Raw genomic sequence first — 14,862 nt, 5'->3', positions numbered from 1 at the left:
AGTATAAAATATAAGCGCTAGCATTGAGCTGCACTTATACTTAAATTTATTCCGTCATTGCCTCTAATACTTTTACGCTATCCGTTACTTGTCTAAATGATTGGATTTTCCCTGCATCATTGAAAGTATAATAATGAACAAAATCTGCTTCGAAATATTTATTTGTCTGTTTATATGTTCCGCTATATTTTCCGAATACCATTACTTTTTCTTCATTAAACGTATAATCAATATCTTTTGCAGTATATTGATCCCATTCTGTTCCTAAACGCATATGAACATTTTGTAGGATGTCTTCTTTTCCAACATACGTACCGCCATATGGAAAACCTTCACACTCAGTCCAAGTGATATCATCTGCCAAATATTCAAAGAAAGCATCTAACTTCCCTTCACCTACTAAACGATATGTTGTCTCAATAATACTTTGATATTGTTCTGATTTCATGTTATCCCTCTTTTAATAATATTTGATAATGCTGCTCTAAATCTTCAACTGTCGTTGCTTGTCCTCTAAAGTCATAGTACTGACCATTTACTTCTGCAATCACTGTAGGATAACTTGTCACACCCATCGTTCTCGCATGATTGTAATCCGTTTGAGATAATGTATTTTCTTTTAACGCTTTCGTTAATTGCTGTGCTAACAGTGTTGCATCTAATTGAAATTTAGATGCTAAATCTGTATAAGTACTCACTTCACTTAAACTTTTACCTTCTACAAAATATTGCTGCTGAATTTCAAATGCTAACTCAGACCATTGCGCTTGTGGAATTTGTTCACGCATTACTGCAAATGCATTTGCAGGACCGTCTGAATCTAAAACCGTCGTCCCTTCATGGATTAATTGCAAATTCTTCTCTCCAAATGTTACGGGAAACATCGCAGCAATTTGTTGATTTCCTGATTCAAAATAACCATAAGTCCCAATCGGCTTACTATTCTCTCCAATAAACAAACCGCCTGAAATCACTTCAATATTTAACTCAGGATGTCTGTCATGAAATTGTTTAAATACACTATTAAAGCCGTAACACCATCCACAATAAGCATCCCATATATATATTATCTTCATATTTATCCTTCTTTCTTTATTATTATCATTAATATACAACTATTTAGTCATAATATAAATAAGAAAAAACCTTAACATTTAGACAGAATCTAAACGTTAAGGTTCATGTTATCTATTATCATTATGCACTTACTAATACGTTTCTTGTAAGTGTATAACTATTACCCATCGCATCTGTTACTTTATATACTACTTGGTATGTGCCTGCAATTTTTGTATTTACAGTATTTGATACAACAACGATTTTAGCAGTGATATTGCCATCTTCTGCATCTGTTGCTGTTACACCTGTTAATGGATTAAATGTAGCACCTAATTTTAAATTGTTTGATGCTGTGTTTGTAATTTTAGGTGGTGTATTTGCTAAAGTTGTTTGTGGAATTACCGTCACTGATCTGTTTAAAGTATAAGAACTACCTTTAGTATCCGTTACTTTATATACAACTTGATATGTGCCTGCAACTTTAGTATTCACATTATTAGATACAACAACAACTTTAGCAGTAATGTTTCCATCTTCTGTATCTGCTGCTGTAATACCTGCTAATGGATTAAATACACTGTTTAACGCTAATGTATTAGATGAAGTATTCGTGATTTTTGGCGCATTATTCGCTGCAACTGGTGCACTTACTAATACGTTTCTTGTTAATGTTGATGAAACCCCTTTAGAATCCGTCACTTTATATACAACTTGATATGTGCCTGCAACTTTTGTATTTACGTTATTTGACACAACAACAATTTTAGCAGTGATATTACCATCTTCTGCATCCGTTGCTGTTACACCTGTTAATGGATTAAATGTAGCACCAACTGTTAAATTGTTTGATGCTGAACTTGCAAATTTAGGTGCTGTATTCACAGCGCTCACTAAGATGTTACGCGTAAAGTTTGCTTTATTTCCTTTAGAGTCTGTTACTGAATACACAACTTGGTATGTGCCTGCAACTTGTGTGTTCACATTATTTGATACGATAACGATCTTTGGTGTAATTACCCCATCTTCTGTATCTGTTGCAGTTACGCCTGTTAACGGATTAAAGGCTGCACCTACTAATAAGTTATTTGAACCGGTGCTCACAATTTTAGGTGGGTTATTCACTGCTGATACAGATACGTTGCGAATATATCTTGCAGTAGTGCCTTTGCTATCTTTTACTTCATATACAACTTGGTAAGCACCTGCAACTTGTGTATTCACATTGTTAGATACGATAACAATTTTAGATGTTAAATCGCCATCTTCAGCATCTGTTGCAGTCACGCCTGTTAATGGGTTAAAGGCATTACCAACTGTTAACGCACTAGTTGCAGTAGATTTAAATACTGGTGCTGTATTTGCTACAACTGGTGCAGATACAACAATCGTTCTTGTTAATTTAAATGTATTATTATTTGAATCGGTTACTTGATATACAACTGTATAAGTTCCAGCAACTTTCGTATTCACATTATTTGATACGACAACTACTTTAGAAGTGATGTTACCATCTTCAGTGTCTGTTGCTGTAATGCCAGTTAACGGATTAAATGTTGAACCGTAAGCTAATGTATTTGTGGCTGTATTTGTAATTTTAGGAACATAAGAAGGTGCTGTTTCAGCTTGTGCATCATGGCTTAACGCCATTGATAATCCCATGAATAATGTAGCTGTTCCTAAAGCGAATTTTTGAATCCCGTATTTACTGTTTGTTTTTTTCATAATTTTCTCCTTTAAACTTATAAGTTGTACTTACAAGTCTTTCTAATTACTCAAGTATACGCGACAATACAAATTAATACAAGCTTTTTATATCGCGTGCGACCTATTGTATTTTTACCACTTTGATATAAGTAGTATATTAAATTTTCCTATTTTACACAAACGTGTTACACTATGTTTGTATTTATATATCAAAGGAGAGATCATCATGAATTTTGACGACTTAAAAGCACAAGGCGAACAACTTATCGCAGATCACAAAGACGAAGTAATCGAACAAGGTAAAGCATTTATCGAAGAACATAAAGATGAATATATCGAAAAAGGTAAAGAAATCGCTAGTGAAAAATTCGGTTTCGGAGAACAACAATAATAATAATCGCTCACCTCTACTGAGGGGCGATTTTTTTTTATCAAAGTATACTAGTCATTATTACATATTACAACTCTACATTTATTATGATGTATATTTCGACGTGTGCAAAGTTTATCGTTTTTTGCACACGTTATCTTTTAAATAATATAAGCATTGACTACTCGTATTACTAACCATTAATTAATATTAAGTTGTATAATACATATATTAAATATAAGGGGTTTTATACAATGACAAACAAAACAGTACTCATTACAGGTACATCGACTGGATTAGGTTTAGAAACTGCAATCTTAATGGCGAAAAAAGGCTATAACGTGTACGCCACAATGAGAAATCTAGATAAACAAAATATATTATTAAATGCTGCAAAATCTGCAAAAGTAGCTTTGCAGATTAAACAGCTTGATGTAACAGATTCTAATAGTGTGACGCATACAGTCAATGAAATATTATTGGAAGCAGGTACAATCGATATATTAATTAATAATGCAGGTGCAGGATTTGTCCGTTCAACTGAACAAGCGACTGAAGAAGAAATGATGTGGCAGCTTAACTTAAATTTAATGGGTGTAATGCGTATGACTAAAGCTGTTCTTCCGACAATGCGCGAACAACGTAGTGGACACATCATCAATATTTCATCTGTTGGTGGACTTGTTGGTCAACCGTTTAACGAGATTTATTGCGCAACAAAGTTTGGTGTTGAAGGCTATACTGAAGCATTGGCAAGCTATGTACAACCGCACTTTAATGTAAAGTTTACTGCTATTGAACCTGCAGGTATTAGCTCTGAATTTAGTAATAGTGCATTTGCGCAAATCACTTCGACGGGTGGTATTCTTGAAGATGAATATAAACCTTTATTAGAGTCATACATTAATGGCTTCCAGGAACGTTCTAAAACTAACAAAGCTCAAACACCTGCAGAAGTAGCAGAGGTCGTTGTTGCTGTCTCTGAAATGAATGAACCTCCGATTCGTATAAGAACATCTGATTTCGCTGAAACTTTCACTCAACTGAAGACACAAGCAGATCCAGACGGCAAATTATTACAAGAACAAGTACGTCAACTCATCCAATAATCATCATGCCTTCATCCTATTTTTAGGACGGAAGGCTTTTTTTATTTTAATGATTGATTTTCTATACAATCTTTTGAATATATTTTTATTAGTCGTATAATTAAATTGGGCACAAATATTGTTTTATTAATTCAAAATAAGAAATGGGGTTTTTGTATGACAGAAGCAACAAAGCAAATGGTCAGTATCACATTGAATGGCAAACCTATGGATGTACCAACGCAAGTGAGTATTCTTGATTACTTAAGATACAAAGGAATCGATGTTCCGGCGTTATGTTACCATCCTGATTTAGGTGCGATTGAAACGTGTGATGCTTGTATCGTTGAAGTTAACGGGGAATTAGTTCGTGCGTGTAGCACGGAACTAAAAGATGGAGACGTTGTAAGAACAGGTTCTAGCGAAGCATTTGAGGCACAAATGATTGCTATGGACAGAGTACTTGCTAATCACGAGCTATACTGTACGGTATGTGATTTCAACAATGGGAACTGTACAATTCACAACACCGTTAAAAACTTAAAAATTGATCATCAAGCAACAGCACAAACACCAAAAGGTTATGAGAAAAATGTCGGTAAATTCTACCGCTACGATCCAGATCAATGTATCCTTTGTGGACGTTGTGTTCAAGCTTGTCAAAATGTCCAAGTTAATGAAACATTAATGATTGACTGGGAATTAGAACGTCCTCGTGTTATTTGGGACGGTAATAAAGATATGAATATCGATGATTCTTCATGTGTTAACTGCGGACACTGTTCAACAGTATGTCCATGTAATGCAATGATGGAAGTTGGTATGGTCGGTGAAGCTGGCTTCTTAACAGGTATGTTAAGAGATGCATTCCGTCCAGCAGTAGAAGTAACTAAAGCAGTAGAAACAGGTTACACACCATTAATGGCGATTTCAGACGTTGAAGCTGAAATGCGTAAAGATAGAATCAAGAAGACAAAGACAGTATGTACTTATTGTGGTGTCGGCTGTTCATTTGAAGTTTGGACGAAAGACCGTGAAATCTTAAAGGTTGAACCATCTCCAGAAAGTCCAGCGAACCAAATTTCAACGTGTGTGAAAGGTAAATTCGGCTGGGATTTCGTTAACTCTGGTGAGCGCTTAACGAAACCGTTAATCCGTGAAGCAGATGGCTTTAGAGAAGCAACTTGGGAAGAAGCATTGACTTTAATTGCAAGTAAATTTAAAGAAACTATGACGAAAGATCCAGAACGCTTAGCATTCATCACATCATCTAAATGTACAAACGAAGAATCATACTTAATGCAGAAGTTAGCACGTCAAGTTGTAGGAACAAATAACGTTGATAACTGTTCACGTTACTGTCAATCCCCTGCAACGATGGGATTATGGAGAACTGTCGGATACGGTGGTGACTCTGGTTCAATTACAGACATCGGTTCAGCTGGATTAATCATCGGTTTAGGAACAAACACTGCCGAAGCACATCCAGTTATCGCAACACGTGTGAAAAGTGCCCAAAAATTACGTGGTGCAAAATTATTAGTGGTTGATATTCGTAAACATGAATTAGCGGAACGTGCTGATATGTTCGTTCGCCCTAACCCAGGTTCAGATTTAGTATGGTTAAATGCCGTAACAAAATATATCATCGATAACAACTGGCAAGACCAGGAATTTATTGATAAACACGTTAATAACTATGATGCACTTGTTAAGAGTCTAGAAAAATACACTATTGAATATGCAGCAGAACATACAGGAATGTCTCAAGAAGAAATCATCAAGATTGCTGAAATGATTCATGAAGCAAAATCAACTGTTGTCATGTGGGCAATGGGTGTGACACAACAACGTGGTGGTAGTGATACATCAACAGCTATTTCTAACATGTTATTAGTGACTGGTAACTACATGAAACCAGGTGCGGGTTCTTACCCATTACGCGGACACAACAACGTACAAGGTGCTTCTGACATGGGTAGTATGCCAACACACTTACCAGGTTATCAAAAGATTTCTGATCAGGCAGCACTTGATAAATTCGGCAAAGCATGGGGCGTGAAGATGAATCCTAAAGTCGGCCAGAATAACCACCAAATGGTTGATGCAATGCACGCTGGCGAATTAGATGTTCTTTACTTAAAAGGTGAAGATATGGGTATCGTTGACTCAAACATAAACTATGTACGTGAAGGATTTGAAAAGTTAAAATTCTTCGTTGTTCAAGATATCTTCTTCTCTAAAACAGCTGAATATGCAGACGTAATTTTACCTGCAGCACCAAGCTTTGAAAAAGAAGGAACGTTCTCAAATACAGAACGTCGTATTCAACGTTTATATCAAGTCATGGAACCTTTAGAAGGTACGAAACCTGACTGGAGAATTATTCAGGAAATCGCACAGCATTTAGGAGCAGATTGGCATTACAGTCACCCAAGCGAAATCATGGATGAAATCGCATCATTAACACCAATTTATTCTGGTGTATCATATGATCGATTAGAAGGATTCAACAGCTTACAATGGCCAGTCCATGAAGATGGTACCGATTCACCATTATTATTTACAGATGGCTTCCCATTTGAAGATAAGAAAGCAAACTTCTATCCAGTAGACTGGACAGAGCCGACAGAATACGAAGCACAATACGATATTCATGTGAACAATGGTCGATTACTTGAACATTTCCATGAAGGTAATATGACATATCAAGTAGCAGGACTTGCTGCTGAAACACCTGAAGCATTCTTAGAAATTTCACAAGAACTTGCTACTGAACGTGGTATTGAAACAGGTAATCTATTACGTTTACAATCACCTTATGGTCAAGTCGAAGTAAGAGCGCTCATTACAAATCGCGTATTCGGTAAAGAAGTTTACTTACCAATGAACGACAATGGCGATGCTGCGATTAACTTATTATCAAGTTCAATTGCTGATAAAGATACACATACACCTGCTTACAAAGAAACAAAAGCGAAACTTATCATCTTAGATAAAGGTACGAAATCACCATTACCGGAGAATAACTTCCGATTTGGTAATCGTACACCACAAATGGGTGTTAACGTTCAAGGTAAATGGAATAGAAAAGATTATGTATTCCCTGGAGATATCGTGAAATCAAGAAGAGGTGATAAATAATGGCGCAACCTACTAGAGTAATTAAACCGATGGAAGTGGATGTTGAAGCAGTCCGTGCGAAAGAATTACGAGAAATAGAAGATCAGTTAATTCAGCATAAAGATACGTTGTTGAAATTATTCCGCCTACTTGAGCAGTTAGATCATCACGAAGCGTTAAATGCAGCGAATGCTGCATTAGCGCAAAGTGACCCTATATTAACGCGTGTGTTGAAGGCAGTGAATGAAACTGAAACAGACCAGGCGATTCGAAATGCATTGTTACTTGTTCAAGGTTTAGGTAAATTCAACTTCAGTGATATCGAGCCGATGATCTTAAAGTTCAATAAAGGGTTAAAGCTTTCAACGGAATATAATCAAAGCAAACCTTTAGGATGGATTGGATTACTGAATGTATTAACAAACAAAGATTTCGTTGAAGGGTCTATCGTATTAACGAAATTTGTTAAAGGATTCGGTACGTCGTTTGACCAATTAAAGAAAGAACAAGGTGTTGTTGACCCAGTACACACAAATAGTGGTAACGTAGATGAAGCACACCATGTTGAATTACCGAGCAAAGTTGCACGCGATGAAGCGAAGCAACAATACTTCACGCAACACCATAAGCCATCAAACGCTAAGTTTTACGGTATTGTTGCAGGTGCAGCTGCACTTGGTGTCAGTGCATTGTTAAGTAGAAGATAAATAGATAAACCCTCAAGATTCACATGATGTGAATCTTGAGGGTTTATTTTAGTTCTCTCCTTTGTATGCCGCTTCTAATGCTGCGATATCAAACTTCTTCATTTGTAGAAATGCTTCTGTCACACGTTTAATTTGTTCTTCTGTTCCGTTCATCATGTCATCCATGATTGATGGTGTCACTTGCCAGCTCACGCCATATTTATCTTTCAACCAACCACATTGTTCTGCCTTCGAATCATGACTTAACTGTTCCCAGTAATAATCAATTTCTGCCTGATTATCAGCATATATAATTAACGATACACCTTCGTTAAATTGATAATCATATTCATACGCACTATCCATTGTACAGAATGTGATACCTTCTAATACGAACTCACCATGCATCACATGTGTTGGTAAATTTGGTGTCATATTTTCCGGGTAATAATGAAATGCGTTCTTTTGTGCATCTTTAAAGACACTCAAATAATAATCAACTGCTGCTTCACATTTGCCTGTATTATCATTATTGAATAATAACGTAGGTTTAACGCGCTGTGCATCTTCATTATCGTTAACAATTAACTGCCAGCTTACCCCATACTTATCTTCTACCCAAGCATATAACGGGCTGAAAGGATATGCTTTAAGATCCATAACGACATTGCCACCTTGCTTTAATACATCAAATATATGTTTTAATGTATCTATTTCAGAAGACTTGAAACTAACCATAAATGAAATTGATGGATTTTTCTTAAAGTATGGACCTGCGCTCATTGCATAAAATTTAAACCCCATAATTTCAAATGTAAGTTGACTTACTTCTCCTGAAGGCGTCCCTTCTAACTTTGAATCTAACATTATTTTAGATTTTGGAAATAACGATGTATATAATTCCGCCGCTTCTTTCGCCTCAGTATCAAACCATAAACATGGCACTATTTTTTGTGTCATCATTTGTCTCCTTTAAAATTTATTATAACCGATATAACTGCACTCCGTTGTTTACACAGTGATTCAAAAATAGACAACGATTAATTTCATCATACAACAAAGTGATAATAAGCGCTAAAAATAGCAACGTTACTCGGAAGTAAGGTTGCTAAATGAATATATCTCCAAATAATTTAATTTTATTTTCCATTTCATTCATTGCTTTATCTACCCATTGGCCTTTATTATCAAACATAAATGCATTTATAAATTGTCTCACATCTGATTCAAAACTATTTTTTATATCTTGTTCAGATTTTTTTACATACCTATCTAACTCATCTCTTTTTTTAGTGCCTGATGGTGCAACAATTAACGTGATGATTTCTTTTTCAGCTTTTATTTCAAAAGATTTAATATTCATTACATGTTCATCCAACATAAAATCATTCATCTTTTTCCTCCAAAATTAAATCATAAGAATTATTATATGATTTTTTTAAAGAAGATTTTTTATCTTCTAAAATCATTATTTCATCATTAATATATTTATTAATATCATCGTAAAATCTCATCAAAATGTCATCCATGCGAAGATGAAAACCGTCATACAAATCATGTTTCGAGTTTAAATACAGTAATTTATCATAAACACGCTCTCTGAACTTTATGGCATTCTGCTTTAACTCAAACAATTCATCTATTTCTCTATTACAAGACCTGATTTCATCATGATAGGTTTCCTCAAGAATCTGTAATCGATAATATTTATTACTCATAAAAACACTCCAAAATCTTGAGCTAAAGTCTCATCTTTTTTCAACATTTCTTGAATACTTTCGTTTATTTTATCCATTACTTCTTCACATTCTTTTTTATATTTATTTAATTTCAAAATCTTTTCTTCAATCTTACGACTAGGTAACATTGCAATACTTTCCTTCGTAGCTCCTCCACGTTCAAGTGCTTCTAAAATTTCATAATCACTAATATAATCTCCAATTAAGTGTGCATTTTCATATGTACCTTGCCAGATTATACTGTACTTTTCAATGCATTCTTTATATGTTGATTTTATTTTTGTAATTCTTTCATCAATAATCTGTCGATAGCCTGCAACTAAAATTGAAGATGCCACTTTATCTAACATTATTTTCTGATTAGTAGTAGCTCCTCCACTTTGCGAATATTTTATCGCTAATTGATCCAACGATTTCAAATTATTTTTCGTGTTCATTATGTATTTGTGTGTAGATGGATAAGCGAAAGAAATATCATCAAAATTCATTAATTTTTCTGTAATAATAGCTTGAACATCTCTATCTAAAAAATTCGCCATACTATGTCCCGTCTCATTATCAATGATGATCTTTTCACCGATAATTGTACTTTTAGTAAAATTATTCACTTTATTTAATAAGTCATTATCAGATATAAACCAAGTAATTTTACCTTTATAGTTTTTTATTTGATTTTTTAATTTCATGAGATAATAACTCTCTAATTTCCTACTAATAAATGGGTTTTCCTTGAATAAATCGATATAATATTCGCCAGCATCCTTATCGTTCAAATAAATACCTTTCTTCCAAAATAAATCCCATTGCCTCTCTGTATCCATCATAAATGCTGCTTGAGGAGCGAGGTTATGATACACTGGCGCTGAATTATACACAACTATATTATCAGCATTATTATGGAGACCTAAAATAACAGCATCATGTCCACCTTTAGAGTGACCAGTAAAAGTACTAATTTTATATTTTTTATTTATTTTATTAATAAATTGTTGTGTTGATTGATAGTAGTAATCTTCTGCCGTTCTGACAGAAAATCCAATCTTTAAATCTGCTATAACATCTTTGGCAGCATGTAATTTAGACGTGCTTAAATTCGTCCCAGCAAATCCAACAATCACCTTACCAGTATTCTTATCCAAAAATGCACTAGCACTTATACCATTTACCTCATCTAGATGCGCATCGATAAATGTGAGGTTTTTGGGGAATTTGCCTTCTTTTTTTAATGCTTCTATTTCATTGCTAATATCATATTTATCGCTTCCTTTATATAAAACATTTTCAATGCTATATGACAAACTTGATATCGAACTTGTTTTTTCACTATGTAAATTAATCTTACTATCTATATCAAGAACCATATTCTTCCTCCTTTGTCGGTTGGAAAATTACTTTCTCTCTATAATATTTACGATTTTTTCCTTTTGTACCATACAAAATTTTAAATTTAAAATCTCCTGAGCTACTACCTCTTAAATCTCCTGTCAGTTCTATAAATAAATTTGCTTTTTCATCACTTATTGAAAATTTATTTCGTACCCATTTGTTTATTTTATTTCCTTTTGGCAACTCATAATCAACTGTATACAACGGTACTTGTTCACTATAACTTGAATTAAGTTTTTTCAATTTTCCGAGATCACCAAACGACTCATCTTGTACTATCAGTCTATAATTTTCTATTTCTTTTTTAACTTCATTTGATACTTCTTCTTTAGGGACTAGTTTATTGTTTTTAACTGTAATAGGGTATTCAATTGTCTCATTTTTTTCTATATCATCATTAATGGTTTCTATATAGTAATTCCCTTTGGCAGTTTTATTATTTCGGTTTAAGAACAAGACTATACCTTTAGATTTTAATGGCTCATTCTTGCCATCTTGTTCCGCAAAATATGAACTCAACACCCACGTTCCTTTATCATCTTTATCAAAATTTTTATCCCTATACCCTTCCATGTCATAGAAATCTCCTAATTGTTTAACTGGATATATCGATAAATGTTTTTCAAAAGCATTTTCAACCTTTTGATCTTTAGAGAATGGCAAATTTGAACATCCTGAATTTAACATTAAAAATGATACCCCCAATATACTCAATACTTTTTGAAATGTTTTCATATACTTCACCTTTTTATGTAAATTAAAATGATATACATATATATTTCACTAAAATTTCCATTATGAAATATATATCTACACCATTATCTTAATTTAATTTTCTACTTTCGTCATTTCAAATCCAACCATCACCTTATCAGTATTCTTATCCAAAAATACACTAGCACTTATACCATTTACCTCATCCAAATGCGCATCGATAAATGTGAGGTTTTTGGGGAATTTTCCTTTTTGTTTTAAAGTATAAATATTTGTATTTATTTTCTTTTTTTCAATCCCACTATACAATTCGTTTTCAATGCCATACGACACACTGGAAACTACACTGGTCTCTTCACTTTCACTATTAATTTTATCATCAATTTCAAGCATCAGTTAATCCTCCTTTGTTGGTTGATGGATTACAGACTCATAATAATACTTATATTTATCTTTTCGCTCTGTATTGTATCTAACTTCATATTTAAAATCTCCGACGCTTCCACCTTCTAAATTCCCTGTTCTCTAAATATATAATTCAGATGTTCGCGATTCTATTTGATAGTGCTTCTGTATCCATTCATTGATTTTATTTTGATTATCTAATTCGTAAGTTATTGAATACAGTGGCATATTTTCATTATGTCTGGATTCAATCTTTTTTAGTTTTCCTAAATCGCCAAATGATTCATCTTGAACAATTAATCTATAATTTTCAATTTCTTCTTCCACTTCTTTTGGTACTGCTTTTATTGGAACGATTTTATTCCCTTTTACCGTAATTGGATACTCTATTGTTTTATTTTTCTCAATGTCATCATAAATGTTTCTTATGTAGTAATTCCCTTTCGTACTTTTATTATTACGATTCATGAACAATACTATACCTTTAGATTTCAAAGGTTCGTCTTTACCATCTTGTTCCGCAAAATAAGAACTCAGCACCCAAGTTCCTTTATCATCTTTATCAAAATTCTTATCCCTATACCCTTCCATGTCATAGAAATCTCCTAATTGTTTAACTGGATATATCGATAAATGTTTTTCAAAAGCATTTTCAACCTTTTGATCTTTAGAGAATGGCAAATTTGAACATCCTGAATTTAACATTAAAAATGATACCCCCAATATACTCAATACTTTTTGAAATGTTTTCATATACTTCACCTTTTTATGTAAATTAAAATGATATACATATATATTTCACTAAAATTTCCATTATGAAATATATATCTACACCATTATCTTAATTTAATTTTCTACTTTCGTCATTTCAAATCCAACATTTACAATTTACGTTACAAGTATTTTTATTCAACTCATATTATGAACAAAGTAAACTTTAGCGTGCTATGAAAGAACAAAAAAATAAACTGTGAATTAGAGTCGTTCGTACCCTACTTACACAGTTTATTTTATATTCCTGTTTAATACAAAACGCATGTCTTATAATGACATATGTTCCATTAACTATTTATTTTTTTAAGTCGTCAATTGCGCCTTTAATACTATCAGAAACGTTTTCTACAGTTTCTTTAACTTTACCTGTCGCTTTGTTTTCTTTACCTTCAGCTTCTAACTTTTCATCACCAATTGCATTCCCAACGCTTTCTTGTACGTTACCTTTTAATTGCTCGAATTTACCTTCTGACATAAATATCACTCCTTAAATTCAATTTTTAGTACATCCACATTATAGTATTAATAGAATTGTATATCAATTAATATGCAATTTAACTCTATTTGAGAGATACTCATGATTTAAATATTAAGAAAAGCACAAAAAGCATCTATAATTAATGCTGAAAATATGAAAGTACAGAGCATTGCTAAGGCAAGCGCAGCGATGAAAATAGTCTGCTGAAATAACATACTTACAAAAATAAAAATACAAACCAAATACCAAATATACTTTGTCATATGATTGGATGCCTTCGGTAAACAGCGCTTTAACAAGACAAACGGTTGACGTTCAATACGATAAAGATGGACGAAATAAATCATAGATAAAACCCATATGGAACCGATTATTAATATAAAATAGATTAATGGTTTATTATTTAAAGTTATCTCCGTTTCTCTTCCATAACTAGAAAGAAACATTAATAAAGACATAAAGTCGATAAGGCACAACATGAGTATGATTTGCAAACATACAATAATCATCGACAACTTTAGATAGCGATGACTGATTGCTTTAATTCGGTGATAAATCATTGTACCCATGCTGAATATTATCGCTACTATAAAGATATTCACTAGCAATGGATTATCAAAATACGACGCTATAATCCAGTAGAAAATAAGACACAATGCAAAGTTAATCCATGCGATGTTTAAAAAACTTAAAGACGTAGGACCTGCCAAAAAATTGATGTAAAATCTTTGTTGATGCTTCATAGACGGTACACTCCATTATTGACGTATAGATTCATAGATATTCTATACCACAATCTTACAACAAAGTTATTTTAAATTCTAACCACATATGATAGAAATCTTATAATCTCTGTCAACTTCTGATTAGTAGGTATTTTATTTAACTTGTAATCCTTATTAAATAATATTACTCGAAAATTTGTCTCTTTGCTCGAAAACTCACAAAACCCTTGATATCATTGGTTTCCCATGATTTTTTAGTATTTTTCTTTTAAGTTACTCGAAAATTTGTCTCTTTACTCGAATCCGAGTAAATAATATGTTCTCTTTGGATCATTCTTACTTGATCCATGTGTCGATATTATATTCATTTCTTCTAATTCTTTCAATCTTTTTCTAGCAGTAGGAACAGACCTTTGAATAATATTAGCAATTTTAGATGCTTTAGTTCGCCTTGATTATATAAATGTCTCACAATTAATTCTTGTTGCTCATTTAAACTAAATCGTCTACACTTAATTGGACAAATTCTATGAGAATAGATATCGTTAATTTAATAAAGTAGGCGATTCACTTAAAAATGAATATGTAATTTCAATTAGCAGTACTAAATA

General features: G+C 33.1%; 15 protein-coding genes and 1 pseudogene. 4 read left to right on the top strand and 12 right to left on the bottom strand.

The window, feature by feature from the left end; translation table 11 throughout:
- Positions 1–46: 46 nt before the first annotated feature.
- The 3 genes from OCL94_RS07755 to OCL94_RS07745 all read right to left on the bottom strand — a co-directional run bounded on the left by OCL94_RS07755 (position 47) and on the right by OCL94_RS07745 (position 2,781).
- The gene (locus tag OCL94_RS07755; protein ID WP_262996222.1) at positions 47–448 is read right to left on the bottom strand and encodes a nuclear transport factor 2 family protein; all 402 of its coding nucleotides are present in this window, start codon (positions 446–448) and stop codon (positions 47–49) included.
- A 1-nt stretch (position 449) separates the two neighbouring features.
- Positions 450–1,076, bottom strand: coding sequence for a DsbA family protein (locus tag OCL94_RS07750; RefSeq protein ID WP_262996220.1), 627 nt, complete (start codon positions 1,074–1,076; stop codon positions 450–452).
- 121 nt (positions 1,077–1,197) lie between these two features.
- Entirely contained in the window at positions 1,198–2,781 is a 1,584-nt protein-coding gene (locus OCL94_RS07745) for a DUF5011 domain-containing protein (RefSeq protein WP_262996218.1), read from the bottom strand.
- Positions 2,782–2,989: 208 nt separating this feature from the next.
- On the opposite strand from OCL94_RS07745, the gene OCL94_RS07740 reads away from it, so the two are divergent.
- The 4 genes from OCL94_RS07740 to OCL94_RS07725 all read left to right on the top strand — a co-directional run bounded on the left by OCL94_RS07740 (position 2,990) and on the right by OCL94_RS07725 (position 8,051).
- Entirely contained in the window at positions 2,990–3,154 is a 165-nt protein-coding gene (locus OCL94_RS07740) for a hypothetical protein (RefSeq protein WP_262996216.1), read from the top strand.
- Between the two features lie 233 nt (positions 3,155–3,387).
- The gene (locus OCL94_RS07735) at positions 3,388–4,242 is read left to right on the top strand and encodes an SDR family oxidoreductase (protein ID WP_262996214.1); all 855 of its coding nucleotides are present in this window, start codon (positions 3,388–3,390) and stop codon (positions 4,240–4,242) included.
- 156 nt (positions 4,243–4,398) lie between these two features.
- Entirely contained in the window at positions 4,399–7,365 is a 2,967-nt protein-coding gene (gene fdhF / locus OCL94_RS07730) for a formate dehydrogenase subunit alpha (RefSeq protein WP_262996212.1), read from the top strand.
- Entirely contained in the window at positions 7,365–8,051 is a 687-nt protein-coding gene (locus OCL94_RS07725) for a helical membrane plugin domain-containing protein (protein WP_262996210.1), read from the top strand. The genes fdhF and OCL94_RS07725 overlap by 1 nt, the downstream gene beginning before the upstream one ends.
- Before the next feature lie 48 nt (positions 8,052–8,099).
- On the opposite strand, the gene OCL94_RS07720 is transcribed toward OCL94_RS07725, so the two are convergent.
- From OCL94_RS07720 to OCL94_RS07680, 9 genes and pseudogenes are all read right to left on the bottom strand, one after another.
- The gene (locus OCL94_RS07720; protein ID WP_317618551.1) at positions 8,100–8,990 is read right to left on the bottom strand and encodes a VOC family protein; all 891 of its coding nucleotides are present in this window, start codon (positions 8,988–8,990) and stop codon (positions 8,100–8,102) included.
- A gap of 148 nt (positions 8,991–9,138) precedes the next feature.
- Positions 9,139–9,423, bottom strand: a complete 285-nt coding sequence (locus OCL94_RS07715; RefSeq protein WP_262996206.1) for a hypothetical protein — start codon at positions 9,421–9,423, stop codon at positions 9,139–9,141.
- Complete coding sequence (locus OCL94_RS07710) at positions 9,416–9,748, bottom strand: hypothetical protein (protein ID WP_262996203.1); 333 nt, start codon at positions 9,746–9,748, stop codon at positions 9,416–9,418. Before OCL94_RS07710 ends, OCL94_RS07715 begins: the two co-directional genes overlap by 8 nt.
- Complete coding sequence (locus tag OCL94_RS07705; RefSeq protein WP_262996201.1) at positions 9,745–11,130, bottom strand: hypothetical protein; 1,386 nt, start codon at positions 11,128–11,130, stop codon at positions 9,745–9,747. Before OCL94_RS07705 ends, OCL94_RS07710 begins: the two co-directional genes overlap by 4 nt.
- Positions 11,120–11,890: a tandem-type lipoprotein gene (locus OCL94_RS07700; protein WP_262996199.1), complete on the bottom strand. Its 771-nt coding sequence runs from the start codon at positions 11,888–11,890 to the stop codon at positions 11,120–11,122. Before OCL94_RS07700 ends, OCL94_RS07705 begins: the two co-directional genes overlap by 11 nt.
- 93 nt (positions 11,891–11,983) lie before the next feature.
- Positions 11,984–12,262, bottom strand: a complete 279-nt coding sequence (locus OCL94_RS07695) for a hypothetical protein (RefSeq protein WP_262996197.1) — start codon at positions 12,260–12,262, stop codon at positions 11,984–11,986.
- 132 nt (positions 12,263–12,394) lie between these two features.
- Positions 12,395–13,027, bottom strand: a complete 633-nt coding sequence (locus OCL94_RS07690) for a tandem-type lipoprotein (protein ID WP_262996195.1) — start codon at positions 13,025–13,027, stop codon at positions 12,395–12,397.
- A gap of 316 nt (positions 13,028–13,343) precedes the next feature.
- The gene (locus OCL94_RS07685; RefSeq protein ID WP_262996193.1) at positions 13,344–13,523 is read right to left on the bottom strand and encodes a CsbD family protein; all 180 of its coding nucleotides are present in this window, start codon (positions 13,521–13,523) and stop codon (positions 13,344–13,346) included.
- A gap of 1,021 nt (positions 13,524–14,544) precedes the next feature.
- Positions 14,545–14,750 (bottom strand): annotated as a pseudogene (locus tag OCL94_RS07680) (MarR family transcriptional regulator); the annotation flags it as partial.
- Positions 14,751–14,862 lie beyond the last annotated feature (112 nt).

The sequence above is a fragment of the Macrococcus capreoli genome (genome assembly GCF_025628935.1).
Taxonomy (GTDB): Bacteria; Bacillota; Bacilli; order Staphylococcales; family Staphylococcaceae; genus Macrococcoides; species Macrococcoides capreoli.
This window is presented reverse-complemented; position numbering and strand designations above follow the sequence as displayed.